The 25,011-nt window shown below is 38.2% G+C and carries 33 protein-coding genes; 10 read left to right on the top strand and 23 right to left on the bottom strand.

Annotated features, from left to right (window positions below; translation table 11 throughout):
* The first annotated feature begins 85 nt into the window (after positions 1–85).
* The gene (locus B8780_RS03055) at positions 86–907 is read left to right on the top strand and encodes an SPFH domain-containing protein (RefSeq protein WP_011177186.1); all 822 of its coding nucleotides are present in this window, start codon (positions 86–88) and stop codon (positions 905–907) included.
* Here the strand turns inward: B8780_RS03055 and rsmA are convergent.
* From rsmA to rrp4, 10 genes are read right to left on the bottom strand one after another with little or no spacing between them, the layout of a single operon-like run.
* The gene (rsmA, locus tag B8780_RS03050; protein WP_084272597.1) at positions 858–1,577 is read right to left on the bottom strand and encodes a 16S rRNA (adenine(1518)-N(6)/adenine(1519)-N(6))-dimethyltransferase RsmA; all 720 of its coding nucleotides are present in this window, start codon (positions 1,575–1,577) and stop codon (positions 858–860) included. The genes B8780_RS03055 and rsmA overlap by 50 nt on opposite strands.
* Positions 1,574–2,125, bottom strand: a complete 552-nt coding sequence (locus B8780_RS03045) for a DUF655 domain-containing protein (protein WP_011177188.1) — start codon at positions 2,123–2,125, stop codon at positions 1,574–1,576. The genes rsmA and B8780_RS03045 overlap by 4 nt, the downstream gene beginning before the upstream one ends.
* Positions 2,126–2,127: 2 nt before the next feature.
* Entirely contained in the window at positions 2,128–2,436 is a 309-nt protein-coding gene (locus B8780_RS03040) for an RNA polymerase Rpb4 family protein (RefSeq protein ID WP_084272596.1), read from the bottom strand.
* A complete protein-coding gene (locus B8780_RS03035) occupies positions 2,437–2,721 on the bottom strand; it encodes a 50S ribosomal protein L21e (protein WP_236719360.1) in 285 nt (94 codons plus the stop codon).
* Between the two features lie 10 nt (positions 2,722–2,731).
* Entirely contained in the window at positions 2,732–3,865 is a 1,134-nt protein-coding gene (locus tag B8780_RS03030; protein ID WP_011177191.1) for a tRNA pseudouridine(54/55) synthase Pus10, read from the bottom strand.
* 1 nt (position 3,866) lies between these two features.
* Positions 3,867–3,998 (bottom strand): TFIIB-type zinc ribbon-containing protein, encoded by a 132-nt coding sequence (locus tag B8780_RS03025; RefSeq protein WP_011177192.1) that lies wholly within the window; start codon positions 3,996–3,998, stop codon positions 3,867–3,869.
* On the bottom strand, positions 3,991–4,248 hold the full coding sequence (locus tag B8780_RS03020; RefSeq protein WP_011177193.1) for a 50S ribosomal protein L37ae: 258 nt from the start codon (positions 4,246–4,248) through the stop codon (positions 3,991–3,993). The genes B8780_RS03025 and B8780_RS03020 overlap by 8 nt, the downstream gene beginning before the upstream one ends.
* Positions 4,249–4,253: 5 nt before the next feature.
* On the bottom strand, positions 4,254–5,036 hold the full coding sequence (rrp42, locus tag B8780_RS03015; RefSeq protein ID WP_011177194.1) for an exosome complex protein Rrp42: 783 nt from the start codon (positions 5,034–5,036) through the stop codon (positions 4,254–4,256).
* Between the two features lie 2 nt (positions 5,037–5,038).
* Complete coding sequence (gene rrp41, locus B8780_RS03010) at positions 5,039–5,758, bottom strand: exosome complex exonuclease Rrp41 (protein WP_011177195.1); 720 nt, start codon at positions 5,756–5,758, stop codon at positions 5,039–5,041.
* Positions 5,733–6,434 carry an exosome complex RNA-binding protein Rrp4 gene (gene rrp4 / locus B8780_RS03005; protein WP_048059438.1) on the bottom strand — a complete coding sequence of 234 codons (702 nt, stop codon included), beginning with the start codon at positions 6,432–6,434 and terminating at the stop codon, positions 5,733–5,735. Before rrp4 ends, rrp41 begins: the two co-directional genes overlap by 26 nt.
* Before the next feature lie 95 nt (positions 6,435–6,529).
* On the opposite strand from rrp4, the gene B8780_RS03000 reads away from it, so the two are divergent.
* Complete coding sequence (locus tag B8780_RS03000) at positions 6,530–7,828, top strand: hypothetical protein (RefSeq protein WP_084272595.1); 1,299 nt, start codon at positions 6,530–6,532, stop codon at positions 7,826–7,828.
* Here the strand turns inward: B8780_RS03000 and B8780_RS02995 are convergent.
* Genes B8780_RS02995 through B8780_RS02985 form a run of 3 tightly spaced genes read right to left on the bottom strand, consistent with a single transcriptional unit; the run spans position 7,819 to position 9,931 of the window.
* Positions 7,819–8,085 carry a ferredoxin family protein gene (locus tag B8780_RS02995; protein ID WP_084272594.1) on the bottom strand — a complete coding sequence of 89 codons (267 nt, stop codon included), beginning with the start codon at positions 8,083–8,085 and terminating at the stop codon, positions 7,819–7,821. The two genes, B8780_RS03000 and B8780_RS02995, sit on opposite strands and share 10 nt — an antisense overlap.
* Complete coding sequence (locus tag B8780_RS02990; protein ID WP_084272593.1) at positions 8,086–9,294, bottom strand: FAD-dependent oxidoreductase; 1,209 nt, start codon at positions 9,292–9,294, stop codon at positions 8,086–8,088.
* Between the two features lie 46 nt (positions 9,295–9,340).
* The gene (locus tag B8780_RS02985) at positions 9,341–9,931 is read right to left on the bottom strand and encodes a hypothetical protein (protein ID WP_048059439.1); all 591 of its coding nucleotides are present in this window, start codon (positions 9,929–9,931) and stop codon (positions 9,341–9,343) included.
* A gap of 69 nt (positions 9,932–10,000) precedes the next feature.
* Between B8780_RS02985 and B8780_RS02980 the strand changes: the two genes are divergently transcribed.
* From B8780_RS02980 to B8780_RS02970, 3 genes are read left to right on the top strand one after another with little or no spacing between them, the layout of a single operon-like run.
* Positions 10,001–11,719: an alpha/beta hydrolase family protein gene (locus B8780_RS02980; protein WP_084272592.1), complete on the top strand. Its 1,719-nt coding sequence runs from the start codon at positions 10,001–10,003 to the stop codon at positions 11,717–11,719.
* A 31-nt stretch (positions 11,720–11,750) separates the two neighbouring features.
* On the top strand, positions 11,751–12,620 hold the full coding sequence (locus B8780_RS02975) for a heterodisulfide reductase-related iron-sulfur binding cluster (RefSeq protein WP_084272591.1): 870 nt from the start codon (positions 11,751–11,753) through the stop codon (positions 12,618–12,620).
* A complete protein-coding gene (locus B8780_RS02970; RefSeq protein ID WP_084272590.1) occupies positions 12,617–13,741 on the top strand; it encodes an LUD domain-containing protein in 1,125 nt (374 codons plus the stop codon). Before B8780_RS02975 ends, B8780_RS02970 begins: the two co-directional genes overlap by 4 nt.
* Here the strand turns inward: B8780_RS02970 and B8780_RS02965 are convergent.
* The 7 genes from B8780_RS02965 to B8780_RS02935 all read right to left on the bottom strand — a co-directional run bounded on the left by B8780_RS02965 (position 13,738) and on the right by B8780_RS02935 (position 16,753).
* Positions 13,738–14,184, bottom strand: a complete 447-nt coding sequence (locus B8780_RS02965; protein ID WP_011177204.1) for a peroxiredoxin — start codon at positions 14,182–14,184, stop codon at positions 13,738–13,740. The two genes, B8780_RS02970 and B8780_RS02965, sit on opposite strands and share 4 nt — an antisense overlap.
* 67 nt (positions 14,185–14,251) lie before the next feature.
* Positions 14,252–15,004 (bottom strand): proteasome assembly chaperone family protein, encoded by a 753-nt coding sequence (locus tag B8780_RS02960; protein ID WP_011177205.1) that lies wholly within the window; start codon positions 15,002–15,004, stop codon positions 14,252–14,254.
* The gene (locus B8780_RS02955) at positions 14,985–15,161 is read right to left on the bottom strand and encodes an RNA-protein complex protein Nop10 (RefSeq protein WP_011178338.1); all 177 of its coding nucleotides are present in this window, start codon (positions 15,159–15,161) and stop codon (positions 14,985–14,987) included. The genes B8780_RS02960 and B8780_RS02955 overlap by 20 nt, the downstream gene beginning before the upstream one ends.
* Entirely contained in the window at positions 15,161–15,916 is a 756-nt protein-coding gene (locus B8780_RS02950; RefSeq protein ID WP_011177206.1) for a translation initiation factor IF-2 subunit alpha, read from the bottom strand. The genes B8780_RS02955 and B8780_RS02950 overlap by 1 nt, the downstream gene beginning before the upstream one ends.
* On the bottom strand, positions 15,900–16,109 hold the full coding sequence (locus B8780_RS02945) for a 30S ribosomal protein S27e (protein ID WP_011177207.1): 210 nt from the start codon (positions 16,107–16,109) through the stop codon (positions 15,900–15,902). The genes B8780_RS02950 and B8780_RS02945 overlap by 17 nt, the downstream gene beginning before the upstream one ends.
* 2 nt (positions 16,110–16,111) lie before the next feature.
* Positions 16,112–16,393, bottom strand: coding sequence for a 50S ribosomal protein L44e (locus tag B8780_RS02940; RefSeq protein WP_011177208.1), 282 nt, complete (start codon positions 16,391–16,393; stop codon positions 16,112–16,114).
* A 75-nt stretch (positions 16,394–16,468) separates the two neighbouring features.
* A complete protein-coding gene (locus B8780_RS02935; protein WP_084272589.1) occupies positions 16,469–16,753 on the bottom strand; it encodes a hypothetical protein in 285 nt (94 codons plus the stop codon).
* A 103-nt stretch (positions 16,754–16,856) separates the two neighbouring features.
* Here B8780_RS02935 and B8780_RS02930 point away from each other — a divergent pair, with 103 nt between their 5' ends.
* Genes B8780_RS02930 through ileS form a run of 3 tightly spaced genes read left to right on the top strand, consistent with a single transcriptional unit; the run spans position 16,857 to position 21,196 of the window.
* Positions 16,857–17,180 carry a tRNA-binding protein gene (locus tag B8780_RS02930; protein WP_011177210.1) on the top strand — a complete coding sequence of 108 codons (324 nt, stop codon included), beginning with the start codon at positions 16,857–16,859 and terminating at the stop codon, positions 17,178–17,180.
* A 33-nt stretch (positions 17,181–17,213) separates the two neighbouring features.
* A complete protein-coding gene (locus B8780_RS02925; protein WP_084272588.1) occupies positions 17,214–18,074 on the top strand; it encodes a DMT family transporter in 861 nt (286 codons plus the stop codon).
* Between the two features lie 47 nt (positions 18,075–18,121).
* Positions 18,122–21,196, top strand: a complete 3,075-nt coding sequence (gene ileS, locus B8780_RS02920; protein ID WP_084272587.1) for an isoleucine--tRNA ligase — start codon at positions 18,122–18,124, stop codon at positions 21,194–21,196.
* Here ileS and B8780_RS02915 read toward each other — a convergent pair whose 3' ends face one another.
* The 3 genes from B8780_RS02915 to B8780_RS02905 are packed head-to-tail and all read right to left on the bottom strand — an operon-like array spanning position 21,197 to position 23,239.
* Positions 21,197–22,159 carry a DNA methyltransferase gene (locus B8780_RS02915; RefSeq protein WP_084272586.1) on the bottom strand — a complete coding sequence of 321 codons (963 nt, stop codon included), beginning with the start codon at positions 22,157–22,159 and terminating at the stop codon, positions 21,197–21,199.
* Complete coding sequence (locus tag B8780_RS02910) at positions 22,146–22,448, bottom strand: DNA-directed RNA polymerase subunit L (RefSeq protein ID WP_011177214.1); 303 nt, start codon at positions 22,446–22,448, stop codon at positions 22,146–22,148. Before B8780_RS02910 ends, B8780_RS02915 begins: the two co-directional genes overlap by 14 nt.
* Positions 22,449–22,459: 11 nt before the next feature.
* Complete coding sequence (locus B8780_RS02905) at positions 22,460–23,239, bottom strand: DODA-type extradiol aromatic ring-opening family dioxygenase (RefSeq protein ID WP_084272585.1); 780 nt, start codon at positions 23,237–23,239, stop codon at positions 22,460–22,462.
* 137 nt (positions 23,240–23,376) lie between these two features.
* Between B8780_RS02905 and tuf the strand changes: the two genes are divergently transcribed.
* Entirely contained in the window at positions 23,377–24,651 is a 1,275-nt protein-coding gene (gene tuf / locus B8780_RS02900; RefSeq protein ID WP_011177216.1) for a translation elongation factor EF-1 subunit alpha, read from the top strand.
* 10 nt (positions 24,652–24,661) lie between these two features.
* Complete coding sequence (rpsJ, locus tag B8780_RS02895) at positions 24,662–24,973, top strand: 30S ribosomal protein S10 (RefSeq protein ID WP_011177217.1); 312 nt, start codon at positions 24,662–24,664, stop codon at positions 24,971–24,973.
* Positions 24,974–25,011: the final 38 nt, after the last annotated feature.

Genomic DNA, 25,011 nt, shown 5'->3' with positions numbered 1-25,011 from the left:
TGTTTCGCTGTTAACCGATAAATAATGGTATTTTAATAATATTTTTTTAAAAAAATTTAAATAGTAAAATTATTTAATAATATACATGATTGCGGCAACAACAATATTACTCATAATAATATTGATAATAATAGTGATATTCCTGCTCTCAGGAATACATGTATTAAAGGAATGGCAAAGGGCACCTGTTCTAACGCTTGGCAGGTACACAGGCATGAAGGGGCCTGGCCTGGTGTATGTAACCCCGATAATAAGCAGAATAGCTGTTGTTATATCAACAAGGATCCAGCCAGTGGCCTTTAAAACAGAGTCAACGTTTACAAGGGATAACGTTCCAATAAACGTCGATGCAGTTATGTATTTCCAGGTAATAGATCCAGATAAGGCCGTTTTAAACGTTGAGAATTATGGAACCGCGACCCAGCTTGCAGCCCAGACGACGCTTAGGGAGGTTATAGGAAAGTACAACTTCGATGAGATATTATCTGAAAGGGAGAAGATAGGAGAGGCTGCCCGTGAGATCATAGACGAGAAGACCGAGCACTGGGGTGTCAAGGTTTCATCTGTTGAAATAAGGGATGTGCTTGTTCCACAGAACCTCCAGGATGCGATGTCCAGGCAGGCTGCAGCCGAGAGGGAGAGGAGATCCAGGGTAACGCTTGCACAGGCAGAGGTTGAGGCCGCAAGCAAGATGATAGAGGCCGGCCAGCAGTACAGAAACGATCCAACCGCATTCCAGTTAAGATGGATGGATATAATATATCAGATAGGTCTTGAGGGCAAGGGCACAATAATAATGGTTCCACAGATGACGCCTGTCGCCGGTGATCTTTCATCATTTTACACGGCAACCGCACTCAGGAGCCTTGGCAACGTTCAGGGAAAAGATAACAGCAAAGGTCAATGAAATCCTCTGGACTTAAATCTCCGGGCCTTTTATCTTTTAATGGCCCATCATAATTTTTAAATATGCTTGAAATCTTCTTTCTCTTCATTGAAAATGCCATTTTTATAATATCATCAGGATTACAGGGTATTTTTTTATTGTTTTTCTTTATAATAATAATGGAGGAATCAACCTCAGGAACAGGGTAAAAGTTTTTTCTTGAGACGTCCATAACCTTTTTTATATCAAACCTTAATTTTGATGATGCGCTCAGCCTTGAGTAATTTTTATTCCCGGGAGATGCTACAAGCCTTTCAGCAAATTCCCTTTGAACCATCAATAATGCCAGCTTAAAATCAAAATCATATAATTTAAAGATGATCTGTGATGATATATTATATGGTATATTTCCTATTATCTTGTCGTAGGCATCAGGATTTAAATCCAGAAAGCTATTTTTTATTGCATTTAATCCCGGGAATCTTAATATTATTTCATTGTAGAATCTATGGTCAGGTTCAACAACGGTTAAATTAACATTCTTTTCCATTATTATTGATGTTAAAATTCCATGACCGGGGCCTATTTCCAGAACCCTTTCACCCGGAGATAAATTTAAAAGGTTCACCTCGATTTTTGCGATGTTTAAATTTTTTAAAAAAACCTGGCCATACTTTCTTGAAAATTTCATTTTGCAACAAAAAGCTTGTATTTTTCGTACCTGTTCTGCAGCTCATCAAGTATTCTATTAACTATCATCTTCTTTGGATTGTGAACACTCTTAACCCTCTCAGAGATATCCTCGAAGCTCTCAAATGGCTTCTTCTTTCTCTCCTCAAGGATGCTCCACATGCTTTTATTGCCAAGGCCTGGAAGAAGCTCAAGTGTGTGCAGCCTTGAATTTATTGGCTCTGACTTGTTAAAGAAGTCTATAAACTTCTTTGGATTTTTATCTATTATATCCTCTATTATATACGGCAGCTCACTTACAGCGGCACTTGTCAGCTCCTTGTATGTTATCCTGCGCTTTATTGATATGATCTTGTCCCTTTTCTGCTGGTCCTTGCCTATGTATATCCTATCGCCTATCGTTATAACAGCATTTGGATTCGCAATGATTTCAAGCAGCTTGAATTCGTCCTCGCCTATGGCCAGTATCAATGGCTGCTGTGATCTAAAATTTCTCTCATCCGGCCTACCCTGTGGAAGGTAGTCCAGAACGTAAGCGTACTCCTCCATAACTATAATCCCTTTATATAATCAAGAATTTTTTCAAGGACGCTATCATCAGGCATTATATTATATGATGATAGTATGGCTGTTAATTCCTCCCTTGTTACTGGCATAATATCTATGATCTTTGAAGATACCTCCTGTGAAAGATTTGAAAGCGCCATAATTTCCTTTCTTATTGATTCAATGTCAGTTGATGGATTGATTTTCATGAAATTCTCTATATATGAAAGCTCATCCTTTTCTATGTCGTTGTGTTCATCCTTTGAAATAAGCCTGTTATAAACCTCCAGATTCGTTATATAGCTTATCTTCATTTACTGGACCTTCCTGAGATGCACAGGTGCGGCTATAACTTTCTTTTCAACGTTGCCTACCTTAAATGAAAGTATGTAACAGCTACCCTGCATGCCAGTTATAACGCCAGTAATGCCCTGGAAGTCGTGGTGGGGCATACCATCAGGAACCGCCGAGTTTATAACTATTGCAGCCCTGTCGCCAACCTCGAATGTCTTCATCATTTCATTTACCTTTGGCATGCCCTTATTCTTTACCGATTTTGTCATAACCCTTCTTGAACCTGATCTCGGACCCTTGGACATCTTTGTCATTTTAATCATCCCTATATATTTTTACCACATCAAGGCTCGATACCTGAAGCTGGGAACCGTAAACAGATGACAGGCTTGGAACTGTCCTGCCATTATCGCCGTTTACAAGCTCCTTTATGTATGTTCCTGCCTCAGCACATATCTTTAAGAGAGCCCTTCCATTCATTATACTTATTATATTAATATAGTTTATTTTTTTGCGCCTCACAAGATCTGATCTGTGGTTTATAACCCTCAATGGTGTCCTCTGCTCAATTATTAAATTATTGAATTTACTGCATGCTTTTTTAATATCTTTATTTAGATCACCGGTTACCTCAGCAATGTAAAGCTTTTCATGAAGCTCTGATTTTATCCTTCTTACAGTGGCCTTTGATGAATATGATAAATTATATATAAAAAGAATACCTGATGCATTTACCCTGAGCTGCAGCTCATATAAATCAATATACCTTCTTTTTGGCATTGCTGCCTCAATTACAAATTCGCGGCCATTGCCAAGCATCATGACATCCACGTCCTCCCGGCCAGATCCGTGCAGGTAGTAGTTTTCACAGCCGGTCATTGATCTTAGCTCATTTCCTATTATTGATTCTATGGACTCCCCAGTTTTATGTATCCACCTTGTCTGTGATATGTCCCTGGATTTTTTTATGTAAACACCGTAAATATAGACGGGTTTTACTATTATATTCACGTTTTCATATAATGCATCGACCTCAATTGTAAGGTCTGCATCCTTTGAAAATGGTTTTCCAAGCCTCTTTGATAGGTATTTACCGAATTCCCTGTTAAATTCCTTTTTTATGCTCTCGCCCTTTGAACCAAACCTGGACTGTATATCCTTTTCCATTTCTATAATATTTTCATCAAATGTTGATCCAACAAGTATGCTGTTAAACTCGTAATTATTTAATTTTGACATTAATATATTAAAAAATTCATCAAATTTCTTGAACACCCCATTGCAAAGATAACATGATTCCGGTACATCCCTTTCGCCGTAGATGGATTTGTACGCGAAGTAAAGCCTTGCGCCACGCTCCTCGTTTGTCAAACCTGTATCCACGGCTGCAAAAATACGACCCGTGCATCTAAGGCACAGGTTTAGATCGAACAGTTCCTTTAAATCCATGTTATCTTGCTATTACCTTTTTCTCTATGTTGGGTCTCTCCTTTACGAAAACCCTGGAGCCGCACTCGCATTCTATGTCTGCGGTTCCAAAGGATTTCTCAAGAGGCCTGCCGCATCTTATGCATTTATACATTTCCGGCTACCTCCCTGACAATCTCGGCGCTGTACTCAGGATTGTATGAGCCGCCGGCAAATTTATATGAGCAGTGCCTGCACTCCCATATGCCGTTGGCTATGCGCCTTACCTTTTTCTGCTTGCACTTTGGGCATACATAGTATGCCTTCTTCTGCACATAATACTTTGACCATTCCTTTCTTACTGTTACACCATACCTTGGGCCAAAACGGCCTGCAACACCAACCTTTACTGTATGTTTTGCCATTCCCATCACCTGAAATACTGTGACCTTATTCTATTACCTGTATCTCTTGATGCTTTTATAGCTTTTCTTATATCTTCCATGGTGAATTCACCAACGTCGCCCTTCTGTATTGCATGTATATGATCGTCCTCTGCCATTGTTATTGTTATTCTTCCATTTGATACCTGTTCCTCCTCAAGATCCGGATCTATAACAAGCTCGTCGCCTATCTTTGCCATTGTAACCGAAACCGGATTTGCGTTTACAGGCAGCTTAAAGTCCTCGCCGCCAATCCTGGATGCCGGCACTATGGCATTTCTCAATGCTGCAACGGCAGCTATTGTCGATGCATCTATAATATTTCCTGCGTAGTTTATAATATCTATATCGATAAAGACCATCCAGACCTTTGTGCCAGGCTCGATTACAAGCCTTGTTACATCGATCATCTTGCTCTCACGTATGCCACGATCAACAACCCTTGAGTATTCTATGGCCTCCTCACCAGGTGGACCTGCCTCAAAGGTTGGAAATGCCATTGGCAGCATCTCTATGTTAAGTGCCATGACTCCCTGGTCAGGTGTATCCGGAAACGGTTCACCCTCCTCTATTTTAACGCCTGCAACAACCTTGGTCCTTCCAAGTTCAACCATGGCAGAGCCCGATGCCTTTGGTATGTAATTCTCGAATATTTTTATATCCCTAAAATCGTTTAAACCACGGCCGTCAAGCCTTTTACCACGTTTTATGCTGTTAAGTATCATATCCCTTTTCAGGCCTGATATAACTGCGAGTGTGTCCATTGGCATCCTTATTCACCATCCTCTATCATGTATCTATTCATGAGTGCCTCCCTCTGTATCCTTGATATATTCTTCATGGCACCAAGCATCATTTCCATTGCCTCCTCAAGTTCCTGCTCAGAGACATCGCCGTCCAGCTGTAGAAGTATAATCTTTCCACTCTTTGGAAGTATCGCCATTGGTATGTCTGCATCACCGTAATTGTCCTCGTCCTTTGATAAATCAAGGACGACCTTGCCGTTTGCCTTGCCGGCAGTGCAGCCAACAGGAAGATCCTTCATTGGTATTCCTGCATCCGCAACAGCAACAGATGCCGCTGTAAGACTTGCTATCCTTGTGCCGGCATCTGCCTCGAGAACCTCTATATAAACATCGATCTCGGCCCTCGGCAGCCTTTCAACCATTATTGCCGATTCCAGTGCCTCGGAGATTAGTTTTGATATCTCCATGGTTCTTCTGTCCGGGCCTGGCCTTTTTCTTTCCTCAACGGAAAAACCGGCCATGTTGTATCTGGCCTTTACTATTGCCTTGTCGATGTTCTGTGCATGCTTTGGATATGCCTCCCTTACATAAACGGCAACAACAATCTTGTTTGCACCCCATTCAATATATGCAGAGCCATCAGCGTTATCAACAACGCCTGTTGTTATCCTGATCGGCCTCATCTCATTAAATGCGCGGCCGTCAAGCCTTAAACCATCATCATTGATTAACTTCACTTCTTCCATTGTTTCCACCCTTCATTTTATCAAGATATGCCTTTACCCTGTCTGTAAGCCCAAAGGTATGTGCCTCCTTTTCAACCATGCCTATTGCGTTTATGGCAAGATCAACATTTTCGGGCTCACCATCTATCCATATTAAACCATTCTGGCCAACGATGATCTTTGTATTTGTTTCGCTCTTTATCATGTTTATCATGTTTCCGGCCTTGCCTATGACCCTTGGCACCTTTGGGGCCTTTATGTATATTATACTGCCCTCCTCAAGCTTTCTTAGGTTTACATCTTTAAGCGAGAGCCAGCTTTCCTTTATCTCGTTGAGTATTGATACCTTTGCATATATGTAATCGCCAACATTTAAATATTTCCTTAGGTCGCCGGATGTAACATGCCATGGCGTGTCGTTCATATGCATCAATGAGAAGTATGGTGAGTTTATATCAACGGTCCACATCGTTGCACTGACATCGATTACCTTGCCTATAACCTTGTCGTTGATCCTTGGCATGTAGGGCCCGTTGAATGGTACTATGTCTATAAATTTATCACTTTTCTGAACAACGCCAAAATATTCTGAGTAGTATTCGTCATTCTCCTCATAAAGGCCGTTCCTTGGCTTCTGGCCTTCGAGATCTATCTTCTCACCCGGATAAACAATCTGCCTTATTTCCAATGATTCCACCTATTGCTATTTTAATATCTTGTAAGTTAATTCATAAATAATATTAAAATATAATTGTTTGAAAAACTTTTTAGTTTTTATTATATAATCATAACATGATTTCATCATTTACCCTGGATAATGAGCTATCAGGAATAATAAAGAATATCTTCATCAAGGAATACAGTAAAAATATAAGGTACATATATGTAACAGATCTTGTAAATCCTGCATATTCCATCTATGTAAGAAATAATGACTACAAGATACCTGAGGAGCAGGTAAGAATACTTGAATCAGGCGGCGAGATGCATGAAATGGCAAGGTCATTCTTCGAGAATATGCCTGGTTTTATGTCCTTTGAGGAGACCGTCGCAGGTAAAAACAATTTAAAGGGTATAATAGGCAGGATAGATTTTGTCTTTGAAAATTACATTGTTGAGTTCAAGAGCAAGCATGCCGAGGCAATAACCATTGATGACGTTAAAAATAAATATATAATGGATCTTGAGCAGTGCATATTTTACGCTGTAATGAATAAAAACGATGAATGCAGGCTTGTCTTTGTTAATGATAAAATGGAATCATATGGCTTTATTGTAAAAATAATAAAAGGCAATGAAATTGAAAATGAAATGCTAAGAAGATATAAAATGTTCGATGATGGCAATGGGGTGCCAAAATGCAGATACATACAGAGCTGTACACTGCACCATGATAAATTATGCAGATGCGATGAGCTTGACACCCTGGATTATAAATGGCTTGACGGCCTGATAGATATAAAAAGCTTTGATATAAAGGTAAATCTTTCAAATTATCCTGGAATATCATACCATGATTTGATATATCCAAGGAGGTACTATCACAGAATAAAAAATGACGATATAGTAAAAAAGAGGGCAATTGGGCCATCAAAATATGAAAACAACAGGTTGTTCTATATATTAAATGATGCAATATCAGAATCACAATTTGCAATAACACCAGAGGAGCAAAGGAGGCAAAACAAAAGCTCCTGTTTAAATATAATAAGCAATGACAGGTACATTGCAAGAAACATTTATGATAGCAAATTTATTCCATATATAGCAAAGGTAAATAATTCCATTTACGAGCGTAATCCACCTGAAACATATGTAAAGGAGCTTGCATTTGAATGCGCAAACAGGAATTCAGAGACTGGTTATATAATAGTTTTATATCCAAAAATGAACATGAAGATCTTAGCATATAAATACAGCTTTGATCTTAATATATTAAAAAATAATGCAAAATCATTAATTGATAAAATAAATGATGCGTTAAAAAATGATAAACCAGAGGATCTTGATATGTGCCCTGAGTTTTCAATAGATTCCTGCCAGTTCAGATCATGCTCATGCAGATCAGAGATCTTCAGAAATTATCCATAGGTGTACGAAACACCCTTTTCTGGATAGCTAAACTTTATGGAGCCGTAAGGGCATGCCACAAGGGCAGCGCTGCATTCAACGCATCTTTCATAGTGTACTATCATTATTTTTTCTGGGTCAGGATCATATGTGCCTGCGGGGCAAACCCTTACGCATGGCTTTTCCTTACATTTTGCACAGATATCCAGATTAACCGTTATATGTGGTTTTGAATCAACATCGTGCTTTTCAAGTGATAATCTTTTTAAAAGATCCATTCACATCACCCTCATGATATTTCTAAGCATCGATAACAGGCTTATATTATTATCGTGCGCGCCCTCCATTGCATACTTTATAAAGGGCTTTCTGTAATCATCATCAACGGTAAAGACCTTTGAAAAGGCATCGCATAAAACCTTTGGATAGACATTAAAGAACTCATCGCTGTTAAATAAATCAAAGATGCTGGATGCCGTTTTTAGATCGTTCATGACCTGGCTGCCATACATCATTTTATTGTATATTGATGTATCACCATAATTCTTTGATTTTAAGATCTTTTCTGCCGCCTGCGCCGCTATCATTCCTGATTCTATTGCAAGGTCCATGCCGCGTATTGCAAAACCATCGTTTATTAAAAGTCCGGCTGCATCGCCTGTTACAAGCAGGTTCTCTGATGATATATTTTTTATGTTTTTATATCCGTAGAATGGTATCATATGCGCCGAGTATTCAAGTATTTTGCCATCTATGTTCAGTGATTCACGGAATTTCTCTATCAGTTCGTGTGATATTTCGTTATTATTCTGCAATGATTCGATCTTCAATGTTAGACCGAGCGATATTGAGTTTTTATTCGTGTACATAAAGCCACCGCCCTTGACGCCCCCGCTGTAGCCTATAAATGTATTGGCCTCACCTGTTTTGTTTTCACCGCTTTCAATGATCTCCTTTATGCCAAGCATGTAAAACTCTGGTTTTAACTCCTTTTTATCAAGAAACCTTGATAATGAGGAGCCAACGCCATCCGCCTCTATAACAAGTGGCGCCCTTATATCACCACGGTTTGTCTCAAGCATTATTCCATTGTCCCTTGATGCATTTTTTACCAGGGTACTATATGAAACTGGCACACCGGCTTCCTCTGCAAACTGCGATAGCCAGCGGTCAAACTTTGCACGGAGCACAGTGTAGCTATTTTTTTTATTCTCCTCAGAAAATGAGAAGCTAATTGATTTTTCACCGCATTTTATAAAATAGCGCTCTGACTCAACGGGCAGTTCCAGAGGGGCCTCATCAAATCTATCGCCAAGGAGCCGCTTCAGTGAATGAATGTACATTCTGCCACCGCTTACGTTCTTTGATCCTGAGTACTCACCGCGTTCAAGGACTATGCAAGATATCCCAAGCCTGGATGCGGTAATGGCAGCTGAAAGACCGGCAAGGCCGCCACCAACAATTGCAAGATCGATATCGTAATCCATTTATATCTAAATGATATCCATAATTAATAAATAAGTTTTATTTAATTTAAAAGATCATCTGGTGCCATACATCGATTGATCTCTTATTGTTTCTCTTTAGATAGTTTTTCCAGTATGATGTTATGTATGATACCGGCACCTCTATATTATGTTCCGGCTGCAGTGTCGAGGATCTGTTCAAGCTGTATATTTGATCCATTATTATATCCTTTATTATATAATTATTAACAGGGAACGTATACCCGGTATTGCTATCGTATAATAACCATATTAAATTCTTTCTGCCTATTATAACGTCCAGAAATCTTGAGATCTCAGATCTTGTTTCCCTGGAAAGATCTGCTGAAGACCTTATTATTGAGTAAAGATTGGACCTGCCAATCCTCCTGCTTTTTAAATCCAGTAGCATAATATTAAAGACGTTGTTGCTTGATATTATTATTTTTATGTATTTATAATCATTTTTGTATGTTTTAACCTTGAGATCTATATCGGAGTCCTCATAGTATTTTACAAAGACTATATTATCGCCAAAGTATTCTATGAATTTTTCTGTAATATTCATCTTTTCCCTATCACCATTGAAAAACTTTGATATCTTTTTTACATTGCTCTTGTTTATAAGAATGGCCCTCATTAAATGCTTATCAAAAATCATTATAAATAAATTGGCAAAAATGTTAATATTTAACATAGATAAACCATTATGAAACCAGAGGAAGCTTATGGTATAAGAATTGCAGGTGACCTTTCTCTTGACGGCGGCCTTTTTTACACCGTAAAGGAGATAGAGAACGGCGAGTACAGGACTTATATATACCATGGAGATAAAAAAATAACCTTCTCCGGAAATGATCATAATCCTGTTTTTAATGGAGCCCTTTATTATATAAGATCTGGTAAGGATGAAGATAGCATAATAAGGCTTGATTATGGCTCCGAACCGCAGAGGGTTGCATCATTCTTTAAAATAAAAAAGATCATTTCAGCAGGCAACAGAATACTTGCAATAGCCAGGGAAAAACCTGAGGAAAAAACATTCTTTGAGGCAAAAAGGCTAAAATACAGGTTCAATGGATACGGTTATTTATCAACGAACTTCCATTTATATGACATTAATGGAAGATGCATATTCAGTGGTGATGTGGGCGATGCGGCCGCAAACGATGATTTTATACTTGTAAATGAGCTGAACGATTATAATATATCAAATCTTTATAAAATAGATTTTTCAGGAAACATCATGGAAAAGATCGCAGAAAACATTGATGTGTCATCAATTGCAGTATCAGAAAGAGGAAAAATTGCATTCACATGGAGTCCGGCAATGAAGGCAGGTGAGGTGAGGAGGCTGAGAATGGATAATAATGATTTAATCGTTGGCAGCGACTCTGCGGTTAGCATAATAAGCGATTCATTTATGTCCACCGGAAGGCAGATGAAATTTTATAATGATGATCTTTATATAATAGCACAGGAAAGATCATATTCAAACATATACAGAATCTCTGATAAGATAGAGAAGGTAACCGATAATAATTATTACATAAGGGAGTTCGACGTGAATGACTCTGGACTTGCTTACATATATTCAACGCCGGAAAAACCATGTATTATAAATTTTAATGGCGAGATTGATATAAACAATGTAAATGGAAAAACCACGGAGATCATTGACTTTATGAATGGGGAGGCATTTTTTATGCTTTATTCAAGGGATGCACCAACGATACTTTTTATACATGGCGGACCAAATGCGGCATACGGAAGATCATATTATATAGAGTTCCAGTACTTTTATGATAACGGATATAACATATTATATTCAAATCCCCCGGGCAGCACCGGCTACGGCCAGGAATATGAAAAGGCCTGTGTTGGTGACTGGGGAAATCTTGATACAAAATACATATTTGATCTAATAGAATACATAAGGAAAAGATATAATATAAAAAACTGCTTTGGCATTACCGGTGGTTCCTATGGCGGCTATTTAACAAACTGGATAGTATCGCATTATGATTACTTTAAGTGCGGCATTTCAGAGAGAAGCATATCAAACCTTTTAAGCATGATAGGAACAAGCGACATAGGATTCTGGTTCAATGCAATACAGCTTAACATAGATGATCCATACAAGGACGAATCCATTGAAAAACTAATGAAATATTCGCCTATAAAATATGTTAAAAACGTAAAAACGCCATTGATGTTAATAACGGGCGAGGAGGACTATAGATGCCCTATAGAGCAGGCAGAGCAGTTTTTCATTGGACTAAAGCTTAACAATATAGATACGGAATTAATAAGATACCTTGGTGATAACCATGAGCATGCCAGGGCCGGCATACCAAAAAATATGATCGATAGACTGTATAAAAAGCTTGCATGGTTTGATAGGTATCTTAAGACATGTAAGGAATAAACATTAAATACAAACTTATTTTATTATTTATATGTACGTGAATTATCTAAAAAATATAAGGGACATTATATACAAAAACCTCATGGAAAGCTATTTACCATTTCCATTGGATAAAAAGCTTTTCTCATCATGGACAAACGATATAAGGCATGGAGGTGAAACAGTAATCTACACATCTTACATGTATCAGATCGCACCGTTATTAAAAAAATTTGAAAGATATGCAAATTCATTTTCAAAAATAAAAATACCAAGGAGCTTAATGTCCCTCGCAGGCCTTTTTAAACCTGATATGGATCAAATGAACAGGTCATTTAAAATATTAAAAAATATCTCTGAAATGCTTAAAAAGTCAGACGTGGAATTTGGATATCTTTATGATGAGGAGCCATACAGCGGCGCACTGTTAATTGAGCTTGGCATGATTGATGCGTTCAATGATTACTCGAAGAGATTAAACGATTTCTTTAAAGGGCATGGTGTAAAAAGGATAATAACCCTTGATCCGCATACACATAACGCTATTAAGAGGGCCAATCTTGATCTTGATGTAAAAAACTACCTTGAGCTTGTGAAATTCACCGGAACCGGATCATATGTTTTCCATGATTCATGCCTTTACTCAAGGCATTATAACATGTACGATAAGATAAGATCGCTTATAAATGATTCCGGAATAGAGCTAACAGAGGATTATTTAATAACATCAAAGGAGATGGGTTTCTGCTGCGGTGGGCCATTGGGAATAATCTCGGAAAAAGACAGCGAGGGTGTGGCAGAGCTAAGATATAAACAGCTGAGCTCATTGAATGAGAATATACTTGTTGCCTGCCCGCTATGCTATGAAAATCTATCAAAATTCTCAAAAAATGTTAAGGATATAGCGGAGGTTGTTTCATGAACTGGACGGTAAATGTATCAAATGCTATAAAAAACAACGCACCAAAGGTTCATAAAATACTTGAGGAGCATCCATATATAATTGAGGCGGCAAGGGATCTTAGAAATAAAAAGCTTGAGGTCATTAACAACATTGAAATGTATATAAATCTTGTTAAAAAAAATGTGGAGGCATCAAACGGCAATTTCCACTTTGCAAGAAATAAAGAAGAGGCACTTTCAATAATAGATAATATAATAAAGGATAAAAACAGAATAGTTTTATCAAAATCAAATGTTTTATATGAAATATCATTAAGGGAGCATTTACATAACAAAGACGTCTGGGAAACGGACCTTGGGGAGTACCTTGTCCAGATAGGAAACGATATGCCATCACACCTTGTTGCGCCTGCAATACATCTTTCAAAGGATGATGTTGCAGGGCTATTAAATAAAAACCTTTCAGATGGTATAAATAATAATACATCAATAGAGGACATGGTAAAGTATGTTCGTGATTTTTTGATGGAAAAGTATGTAAATGCTGATGTTGGCATAACCGGCGCAAATGCTATTGCTGCTGATACAGGCTCTGTAATACTTGTCGAGAACGAGGGTAATATAAGAATGGATACTGTCATGCCAAGGATACATATAGCCGTTACAGGAATAGACAAGATTGTCCCAAGGCTTTCAGATGCCTTTGAGGAGGCAATGGTCCAGGCTGCATATGCAGGATTTTACCCACCAACATATATAAATGTAACCTCTGGGCCAAGCTCAACAGGTGACATAGAATTGAAAAAGGTAACGCCTGCAACCGGTCCGGCAGAGTTCCATTTAATTTTAATAGACAACGGAAGACTTGAGGCATCAAGGGATGAAACAATGAAGGAATCGCTTTTATGCATAAGATGCGGCCGCTGCTACTTTTCATGCCCTGCATACAGGCTTTATGGAAGGAAATTTGGGAATCCGCCATATACAGGGCCAACGGGCATCATGTGGTCCGCAATAACAATGCAGGATTACTCAAAATCGCAACTGTGCATGCACTCAGGAGGCTGCCGTGAGGTGTGCCCAATGAATATAGATATACCAAAGATTATAGAAAAAATAAAATTCCTGGATATAAACTAATTTTTTGATTTTAATGCATTTATTGATATTTCAACATGATCCCTTGGCCGCATCTGTGAATTAAAGGCCTCGATTATTTTCATGTTTTTATCGATAACATATGTTATCCTTGGAGGCAGCATCAAGCCTGTTGCATCGTATAATTTTCGTATCTTGCCATCAGGATCGCTTATTAATGTAAATGGCAGCCTGTATTTCTCCTTGAATTTTCTGTGCGATTCTATTGAGTCTGAGCTGACACCAATGACGTTGCCACCGAGTGATAAAAGCTCATTGTAGTTATCCCTGAATGTACAGGCCTCTGTTGTGCATCCGGGTGTATCATCCTTTGGATAAAAATATAGAACGACCCTGTGCTTTTTTACCTCGTCGCTGAGCCTTATCTTTTCATTACTGTCAGAAATGGCCTCAAAATCAGGTGCATTATCACCAACCTTAAGCATATTTATATAAGCCCTGCATCTTTATTATAACTATGTAAAGAAAGTTTTTAATATTGTTTTATATAAATTATCCAAAGTAGTTTAAATCATCCCTGTTCTTGCTGGTTGTTTCTTCCTTCATCTTTTCTGTGATTTCCTCTATCTGCCTTGCCTTTTCCTCAATGTCCTTTTCATCAACGGTTACATCTATGATCCTTGTTAACGCCCTTAGTATTGCAATTGCTCCCTTTGGGTCGGCAAAATAGCCCGAGGTTTCACCCATCAGGCATGCACCCTTCATGTTAAAGACCTCCTTTCCAAGGCCGAGCATCAAACCGGCAGAGCCAACTATACCGCCTGCAGGTTCACCCTTTGGAAAGATTACGCCGGCCCTGCTTATATCATCTATTAAATCAATGTCTGTAACAGCACCAAGCACCCTTGGGTTATCAACGATTCTGCCTATGCTGTAACCGCCAAGTGTATATATCATTGAAACCTTTAATTCCTTGCAGATCTCAAGTATCTTACTTGATAATTCGTACTGCCCCTCTTGGCTTGTTCCCTGGAAATCACCTGTGAGGAAGATTAAATCGCTCTTACCGCGTCTCTTTTTATAATACATTGTGTTCTTTGCTATGCTTACCACAGAGTTACTATCAATAAAGACCTGTGGTGGAAAATGCTCTGAAATAATATCAAGGAGCCTTTCCGGTTTTAACTTCTCTATTAGATAATCGACGGTTATCTTGCCAACGTTGCCTATACCGGGAAGGCCACTAATTAATACAGGATTGCTAAGCCTGGGCTTTTTATAATATTTAATCACTATCTTTTCCATAATTATCACTTTCTTCCATAAGGCGATACCTCTGGAATTTATCAGCAGGTGAGAACCTGACAGGTATTGCCATGCATGTTCTTGCAGAGCATCTCGGACAGTACTCCTTCAATGTGTAAATATTGCATGAGGGGCACCTTCTTATTAAAGATTTCATCACTCCTCACGCTCAAAATCATATGAAACGTTATTTTTCTTTGATTTTTCTGATATCTCATTCAGCTTGTTTTTTAAGACCTCCTCTGCAACTTTGTAGTTTGATTCCGTGACCACTATACGGTACTTTGGGGCACCGGCATAGCTTATGGTTACATCTTCTGATTCCTCGTTTTCAAGAACCTTTTTGATGTTTTCTATGCCGTTTGATGATAATGAATAAAGCTCAAGGTAGCCGGATATCTCAACCTTTGGTATTACTATGTTTTCCCTTGCAATCCTGACAAAAACACTGCGCCACTTTGAATTGTCTGATGACATGAATTCATCATTTGATGCGGCGTCAAAAAATGCATCGTATAATGTACCGTAGTTTTCTATTAAACGGTCACCAAATTCCTTCATTGCATCTTCCTTTGATATGCCAAGGTTGTTTGCAACGATTTCCAGCAGCTTAAAGGCCTTTTCCTCGTTCTTCCATTCCTCAATCTTCTCCCTGCGCTGATGCTCATTCACCCTTTTAAGTGAAAGATCAACATGCCTTCTGCTTTTATCGACGTCCAGAACCTTGCATACGGTCTTCTGGTTTTCCTTGAGATAATCCTTTATATGCTTTATCCAGCCTGTGGCAACCTCGGTTATATGAATGAAACCTGTTACATTTTCGTACTCATCAAGTGTTACTATTGCACCGTAGTTCTTTATTTCCTTTATTGTAACGACTACAAGATCGCCAACATCAGGCAGGCTTTTCATCTTTGCCTCCGCCTACAAGATCGCCGGCCGCTGCAAGAAGGCCTCCTGTCGGCTTTGCTATGGTGGACCCGCATATATTGCATGTTACCTGCGATGATATTCTTGCAAAGACCAGCTGCTCGTTCCCGCAGTTCCTGCACTTTATCTTAACAAAATGGTCGTTAACATGCCTTATCTTAACAAAGTCTTTCATGTTTACTCCTCCACAATCTCAAACTTCTTTGCCCTTATGCTTGGAGGTGTCACAGCCTTTTTACAGACGGTGCATCTTAATCTTAAGGCTATTCTCTTTGTTGGCTTCTCACGGCCCTCGTACCTTGGCCTTGGGAAACCTCCATAACCAGATGTTACCCTTCTGAATCTCCTCTGACCGGCCTTAAGCTCGCTGGCCTTTCTCTTACGAACGCGCTCAACATCATGTGTTGTGTGTTTTTTGCAGTACGGACAGTAAGCTTCAATTTGCTTTGGCATCTTCATTATATCACCTTAATATAATCCCTATTTGTAACTTGTATTTAATATCTTTTTAACATTAAAGCCTGTTATAAATATTTATTGCCTGTATTTACTGTAATCAAAAATTAGATCAATCAGCTTTTTCTCGGTATTTTCATCTATTATACCGGCCTCCCTCTGCTTTATTATAAAGTCCTTGGCCTCAAATATACCCTTTTTTGAGGCTATTGAGTATATACCACCGCGTATTGCACCGCGTACGCTATCAGGCAGGTCCCTGACTATGGTTCCCAGCATGTAGTTAAACTCCGCGTTCTTTCTCATATCAAGCTTTTTTGTATACCTTCTTTTTTGATTATTATGCCTGTTTTTTGTATTCATTTATACAAAGATTTTTTAATAATATAAATATTTTTTTGCGGTAATGAAATTATCGTGATAAACAATAATAAACAATAAATATATTTTATTATTATAATTTTTTATGATTACATACAATGATTTTTCAAAAATCGATATTCGTGTTGGAATTATAAAGGAGGTTTCTGACTTTAAGGAGGCAATAAAGCCGGCATATAAGTTAAAAATATACTTTGGTGATATTATAGGATATAAAAACTCCTCGGCACAGATTACAAACTATAAAAAGGATGAATTAATAAATAAAAAAATAATAGCTGTTGTCAATTTTCCACCAAAACAGATTGCAAATTTTATCTCAGAGGTTCTTGTTCTTGGTGCAATTACAGGTGATGGTGTTAAGCTTTTAACCCCTGATGGCGGCGAGCCTGGTGATAAAATAGCATAATTAAAAATAATTTTATAATATATCTATGCTTAAATGAGAAGTGAAAACCTTGGGATTTCCGAAATGCTTGCATCAACAGTCATATGGGGATCGATACCTGTTTTTGCCCTATGGTCTGGCCTGCCATCCCCGGTTTTTGTATTTTTCAGGGTGTTAATTTCATTCATTATTATTCTATTTATATTAAAGAGAGAATCAATAAAGTTAATATGGAATATAAAATATAATGAAATAGCCTCAGGAATACTGCTTTCACTTAACTGGATCCTTTTGTTTTATTCAATATTTTTAATACCTGTTTCTGAGGCGATAGTGTTTTATTACACAGGGCCTGTAATAGCAATACTGCTTGCCCCACTGGCAGGTGAAAAAACTACCATGCGTGGATATATCGCATCTTTTGCATCGCTTCTTGGTGTTTTTATCATGGCTGTGACGTCCATTGATATAAACATTGCAGGAATAATAATTGCATTGTTATCAGGAATAACATATGGCCTTTTAACAATATTCAGCAGGCTTTCATCAAAAAAGGGTGCATTCAATTTAATTTTTATGCAATCCTTTATATCAATAATAATACTGTTTCCATTTATATTTTTACTTAGGTTTAAAATTGATTTTAACGTTGTTTTTATAATTATATTCTCCGGTGCAATCCAGACTGTTCTTGCATTATTTTTATGGTACGATTCTATGAAAAGGATAGGTATTGAGCCTGTTTCAATATTAACATACCTTGATCCTGTTTTTGCAATAATCTTTGCATTTATATTATTAAAACAGGTACCTGGTGTTTATACAATTGCAGGTGCCGTGTTTCTTATAGGCGGCGGCGTCTGGATTTCAGCATCAAGAAAATCCATAAAGGCAGGAATTAATATTAATGGCTGAGAATTTACATAAAAAATAATATATACTTTTTATAATTGAACTATAAAATGAAAGCCACACTTTATGAGAATATAAATGTAAACAAATCCATGATTGATATTAACAATGAAATTTTAAATTACTGGAAGGAGAATCACATAGACGAGAATATAATAAAAAGCAATAGAAACCTGAAGCCATTTGCCTTTTTGGAGGGGCCGCCAACGGCAAATGGCAGGCCTCACGTTGGACATTTGATGACGCGTGCTGTAAAGGACACAGTAATGCGGTATAAGTACATGACCGGTCATGACATATTGAGAAGGACTGGCGGCTGGGACTGCCATGGGCTTCCGGTTGAGCTTGAGGCAGAGAAACACTTTGGTTTTAAAAACAAAAAGGACATAGAGAACTTCGGCATAGAAAAGTTCAACCAGTACTGCAGGGATAGTGTTTTTAGATACATAGATGAATGGAACATTGTTGATGACCTTGTTGGATTCTGGGTTGATAAGGAAAATTCTTACATAACATTAAAAAATGACTACATGGAAAGTGAGTGGTGGGCATTAAAAACATTGTATGAAAATAACCTTCTGGTAAAGGATTATAAAATAGTGCCATACTGTCCAAGATGTGGCACATCACTAAGCTCGCATGAGGTTGCACAGGGTTATAAAAACGTTGATGATCCTTCAGTATTTGTCAAATTTGCAGAAAAAGGCAGAAAAAATAGATATTTTATAGCCTGGACCACAACGCCATGGACGCTGCCGTCAAATGAGTTCCTGGTTGTCAATCCTGATATGGATTATTCTTTAATAGAGAGCGATGGCTTTGAGTACTATTTATTATCATCAAAGGTAGAATCGCTGTTCAATGATTATAAATTAATAAAGACCTTTAAAGGTAAGGATCTTGAGGGCATAGAGTACGAGCAGCTAATGTCGTTTCTGGAAAAACCTGAAAATGCTTTCAGGGTTGTTGCGGCATCATTTGTAACAGCAGAGGATGGTACAGGAATAGTGCATGCAGCACCTGCATTCGGTGCTGATGATTTTGAGATAGGAAGGCGCTTTTCAGTGGAAATACTCAATCCTGTTGACCAGGATGGAAGATTTAATGAAAAGCTTCCATGGAGTGGCCTCTTTGTAACCGATGCAAATAAATCCATAATAAATTATTTAAAGGAGAACAACCTGCTTTTTAAGGCCGAGACGATGAAGCATGATTATCCATTCTGCTACAGGTGTGGCACCAGGCTGCTCTATTATCCACTGGATACATGGTTTATAAAGGTCTCGTTAATAAGGAAAAAGCTGCTTGAAAATAACGAAAAGATAAACTGGGTGCCCGACTATTTAAAGAACGGCAGATTTGGGAATTTCCTTGAGGAGGCAAAGGACTGGGCGTTGAGCCGTGATAGATACTGGGGAACCCCACTGCCCATATGGAGGTGTAATAAAAACCATTACCTTGCCATAGGAAGCAGGGATGATCTTTTAAAGTACGGTGGTTACATACCTGAGGATTTACATAGACCATATATAGATGACGTTGTATTAAAGTGCCCTGAATGCGGATCTGAAATGCACAGGGAGTCATATGTTATAGACACATGGTTCGATTCCGGAAGTGCCAGCTATGCTGCAATGCACTATCCGTTCTCAAAGGACTTTACAAAGAGCCATTTCCCTGTGGACTTTATAACGGAGGCAATAGATCAGACCAGGGGCTGGTTCTACACATTGCATGTTGTTGCATCACTTCTCTTTGACGAAAACGCTTATAAAAACGTGGTTTCCATAAGTCATATACTGGATGAGAATGGACAGAAGATGAGCAAGAGCAAGGGAAATTTCATAGCCGCTATAGACTTTTTAAATGATTACGGTGCGGACGCTGCAAGAATGTTCTTTTTTACCGGTGCACCATGGAATTCAAAGTCTGTAAACAAAAAACTGATCGGCGAGATAACAAGGAAGAATCTATCAACACTATTAAATGTTTATTCTTTCTTTGCATCAAATGCAAACATCGATGAGTACAGGTTCACAGAGATTAAAGAACCGGAAAACCTTCTTGATCGCTGGATGCTGTCAAGGCTTAACACAACGATAATAAAGGTAAGGGAGAATATGGATAATTACAATATACACACAGCATTAAGGTACATTGAGGATCTAATCTCTGAACTTTCCAATGTTTATCTAAGATTATCAAGAAAGCGCTTCTGGGAGGGAAACCTCGATGATTCAAAGGAGAGGGCATACAGCACGCTTTACTATACATTAAGGGAGACAATAAAGATGATGGCACCAATAACACCGTTCTTCTCAGAGTATCTTTATCAGAAATTATCCCCTGGAATGCCGAGTGTTCACATGGAGTCATATCCTGAGGCCATTGAAAGGTTCATAGACAATGACCTTGAAAATGAGATGGAGCATGCCATAGAGATCATGGAACTCTCAAGAAGGACAAGGCAGGAATTAAACATAAAGGGAAGGCAGCCTGTTAAGGAGATACTTATATACTCGGATATAAAGCTTAGAGACGATATAATAGATATTATATCACCTGAGCTAAACGCAGAATCAATAAGATTCATAAAAAGCGATGAAATGCCACTCAAAATAACAGTACGCGCCGATATATCAAAGGTCGCAAAGCTGCTAAAGAGCAGAATAAATGATTTTAATCTATACCTTGAAAGGAACAATGATCTTGTATACAGGGAGTTAAAATCAAAGAGGAAGATAAACTTTGATGGTATATATTTAACAGATGACATGTTTATAATGAACGAGGAGGTAAATGGAAACTACGGCTTTAACAAGGACGAAAGGTCCGGCATCTATCTATTCATAAACAGGGAGATAGATAATGATCTATTACTTGAGGGCTATGCACGTGAGATAATAAGACGTATACAGGTCATGAGAAAGGATCTTAATTTAGAATACTCAGAAAAAATAAAAACCTACATAGATGCCGATGAGGATATAAGAAGTGCTGTTGAGAGGTACATGGAAAAGATAAAAAATGAGACCCTGAGCAGCGAGATATTGTTCAAAAATGATCCTGGGGCGAGGGCCTGGGACATAGATGATAAGACAGTTTATATAAAGATAGTTAAATAACTATATTTTTTCAAGTGTTACAAAGTACCTTGTCAATGACCTGTGCTGGTAAACAGGAACAATAAACAATATTTTAAAGTATTTTTTTGAATATATTAACCTTGAGGTATCATTGATTACTATTGCACATTTGCCATGATCAATCAAAAATTCATTAAACTTCTCAAATGAAATGTTATAAAGATCTTCTATGTTTCCTGAAACTGATGAGCTCCTGCCGTATGGCATGTCTGTTGCAATGCCATTTATTTTATCATCAAGATAGAGATCCTCTATGTTTTTATTATATATCTTGTAATCATATATATTATAATACTTAAGGTTCATCTTTGTTCCTGTTACCATTGATAGTAAATAATCATTTCCTATGATCTTTCTTCCTGTTAGGGCAGCCTCAATTAGTATTCCGCCAGTTCCACAGAATGGATCTAGTATGGTTTCATTTTCCCTTGTAAAGGTCATGTTAACAAGGTACCTTGCGTACTTTGGATGCATTGAAACCGGTGAGAAGAATGGCCTTAACGGGGCCCTTCTTGACTCGAATTCCCTTGTGCTCCTTGAGTAAACAAGCCTGCACAGGTACCATTTATCAAGCTTTACCGCACGGTATATTCCCTCAGGATTGTTAAAAGAAACTGCTGATTTACCCTTTATTATTCTGCCTATTTCCCTTTCAAGAGCCTCTGTTTTATCCTTTTCAACGTTCACAACCCGGACATAGAAGCTTTTGACATTAACCTCCGGAAAATCTTTGTAATCATTTGATTCGTATATAATATTTGATATATTATTCACAAAGCCTGAGTAACGAATTTTTTCAAAGCTTCCAGAGATTATAAAAAAACCATTTGACGAAAAATTTATATTAAAATCCAGAAAGGTTTCTGATATGGCCTTCAGCTCTGTTGATACAATATCGTAGTTCTCCTTTGAAGTCTCAATTAAATATTTATTTTGAGACATTTAAACGCTTTTCTTCCCTTTCAAGATCGTCTATCAATGAGTTATATATCCTGTCAATGCGTCTTATCGATTTTTTTATTGCAGACTGTGGCTTGCCGGATTTTACCTTTACATGTATCTGCGGATTATCAAGATTTGGATGCTTTATATAGTAATGAATCTCATCAACAGAGTCGTCCCTTGATATTTCCTCAACAAGGGGCCTTAATAATGTATTATCATAGTTAATCATTTCAACGGTTATTGAATTTTTGTCCTTTGAAATAATATTAAAATGGGCATCGTTCATACCGGTTTATCTTATTCATATATATATTCTTTATCTGCAACGGCAAGCAGCATCGAGAAGTAATCCATGACATAATAGTACTTAAAAATCAGCCTGTACCTGTTTTTTATCATGCCATAAAGTATTAACATGTTCCAGTAGCTATCAGGCTTTGCCCTTTCTATTATATTATCATCAAGATCCTTTATTGAATCGTCATTATTTTTTATCCATGATATGATTTTATTATCATATACATTTGAAAGATCTGAATAACCATAGATGCCGTTTGAATGCGTATGTGATTGATCAGCACTTATTATAACAGAAACTTTTTTATTATACGGTTCCAGAGTTTTATAAAGATCGTTGCCGAATTCTATTAATTTTTGCCTGCAATTTATTCTTGGCTGCCCAATAGAGATAATATCGCCCTTTTTAAAGAAACTCAAGGGTATTATCGAGCCAAAATCCAGTGGAAAGATTGAGTGCTCGCCAGATGATGTTATGTAATACCCCGGACTTGTTATATATGATGTATTTTTATATATCAATGATGCAAGCTCTAGATCGTTTCTGAATTTTGATCTAAAGGTTCTTGTCTTTGTTTTATAGTATCCATAATAATATGAATCCATCGGAATCACTGTACCGTTTTCAAGCCTTAACCCATGCGGCGATATTATTAATTTAACATCGCTTTTATCGTTCTTTGATACCTCTCTTATTTTTTTGTTCATTTCAGCGCTTTCTTTATCCGGCATGTCTATGATCTCATCACCGTGGGGTATAACATAGATGCGTTCTATCATGTGGATAAATCACTTATGATAATATAGGTTTTCTTAATTTATTATTGATATTATATATATTTAAAAATCCATAAAAAAGTATATAAATAGCATTGTATTATACTTTAACAGAGGCTTAATTAAAAAGGTGAAAGAATATGGCATCAGAAAAACCACACATGAACCTGGTAATAATAGGCCACGTTGACCATGGTAAATCAACATTAGTCGGCAGGCTATTATTCGAGCATGGAGAGATTCCACAGCATATAATAGACGAGTACAAGAAGGAAGCTGAGGAGAAGGGAAAGGCAACATTTGAGTTCGCCTGGGTTATGGATCGCTTCAAAGAGGAAAGGGAAAGAGGAGTTACAATAGATTTAACACACAGGAAGTTTGAAACTGACAAGTATTACTTCACAATCATTGATGCCCCCGGACACAGGGACTTCGTAAAGAACATGATAACAGGTACAAGCCAGGCAGATGCAGCAGTTCTCGTTGTTTCTGCAAGGGAAGGAGAGGGAGTCATGGCACAGACAAAGGAGCATGCCTTCCTTGCAAGAACACTGGGTGTGCCGCAGCTCATAGCCGTTGTTAATAAGATGGATGCAACACAGCCACCGTACAGTGAGAAGAGATTCAATGAGGTAAAGGACGAGATAACAAAGCTGTTAACACCAATAGGCTTTAAGAACGTACCAATAATACCATTGAGCGGATACAAGGGAGATAATATAATGAAGCCAAGCCCGAACCTTTCATGGTGGAAGGGCCCAACATTAATGGAGGCATTGAATGCATTACAGGTACCTGCAAAGCCTGTGGACAAGCCATTAAGGTTACCAGTAGAGGATGTTTACTCAATAACCGGTATAGGAACGGTTCCTGTTGGAAGAATAGAAACCGGTGTTATGAAGGTCGGCGACAAGGTTATATTCATGCCGGCAAACAAGGCTGGAGATGTAAAATCAATAGAGATGCACCATGAGCCGATGCAGCAGGCAGGCCCAGGTGACAACATAGGATTCAACGTTAGGGGAATTGCAAAGAACGAGTTAAAGAGGGGAGATGTCTGCGGTCCTGCAAACAACCCGCCAACAGTTGTCAAGGGCTTCACAGCACAGATCGTTGTGCTAAACCACCCAAGCGTCATAGCTGCAGGATACAAGCCTGTATTCCATGTTCACACAGCGCAGGTTGCATGCAGAATAGATGAAATAGTAAAGACAATAAATCCAAAGGATGGCACAACATTAAAGGAAAAGCCAGATTTCATAAAGACCGGAGATATAGCAATAGTCAAGGTCGTTCCAGACCGTGCGCTTGTCATAGAGAAGGTATCAGAGTTTCCGCAGCTTGGCAGGTTTGCCATACGTGATATGGGCATGACCGTTGCTGCAGGTCAGTGCATAGATCTTGAAAAAGCGTAAAGTGATATAGATGGTTTACAAGGCCAGGATATCCTTAAGCGGCACCGAGAATAAGATCGTCGACGTTGTCTGTGAGGAGATCAAGGGAATAGCAAAGAGGACAGGCGTTGAAATACACGGTCCGATACCGCTTCCAACAAAGAGGCTCGTCGTACCAGTAAGGAAGAGCCCTGATGGGGAGGGTTCCCCAACATGGGATCGCTGGGAGATGAGGGTTCACAAGAGATTAATCGACGTTGATGCAGACGAGAGAACCTTAAGACAGCTGATGAGGATATCCATACCGGATGGCGTTAGAATAGAGATACAGATAAAAAGCTAAATTTTTTATTTTTATATAACATTAAATAAGATATTTTA

Origin of the sequence: Picrophilus oshimae DSM 9789 (assembly GCF_900176435.1) — an archaeon.
Lineage (GTDB): Archaea > Thermoplasmatota > Thermoplasmata > Thermoplasmatales > Thermoplasmataceae > Picrophilus > Picrophilus oshimae.
This window is presented reverse-complemented; position numbering and strand designations above follow the sequence as displayed.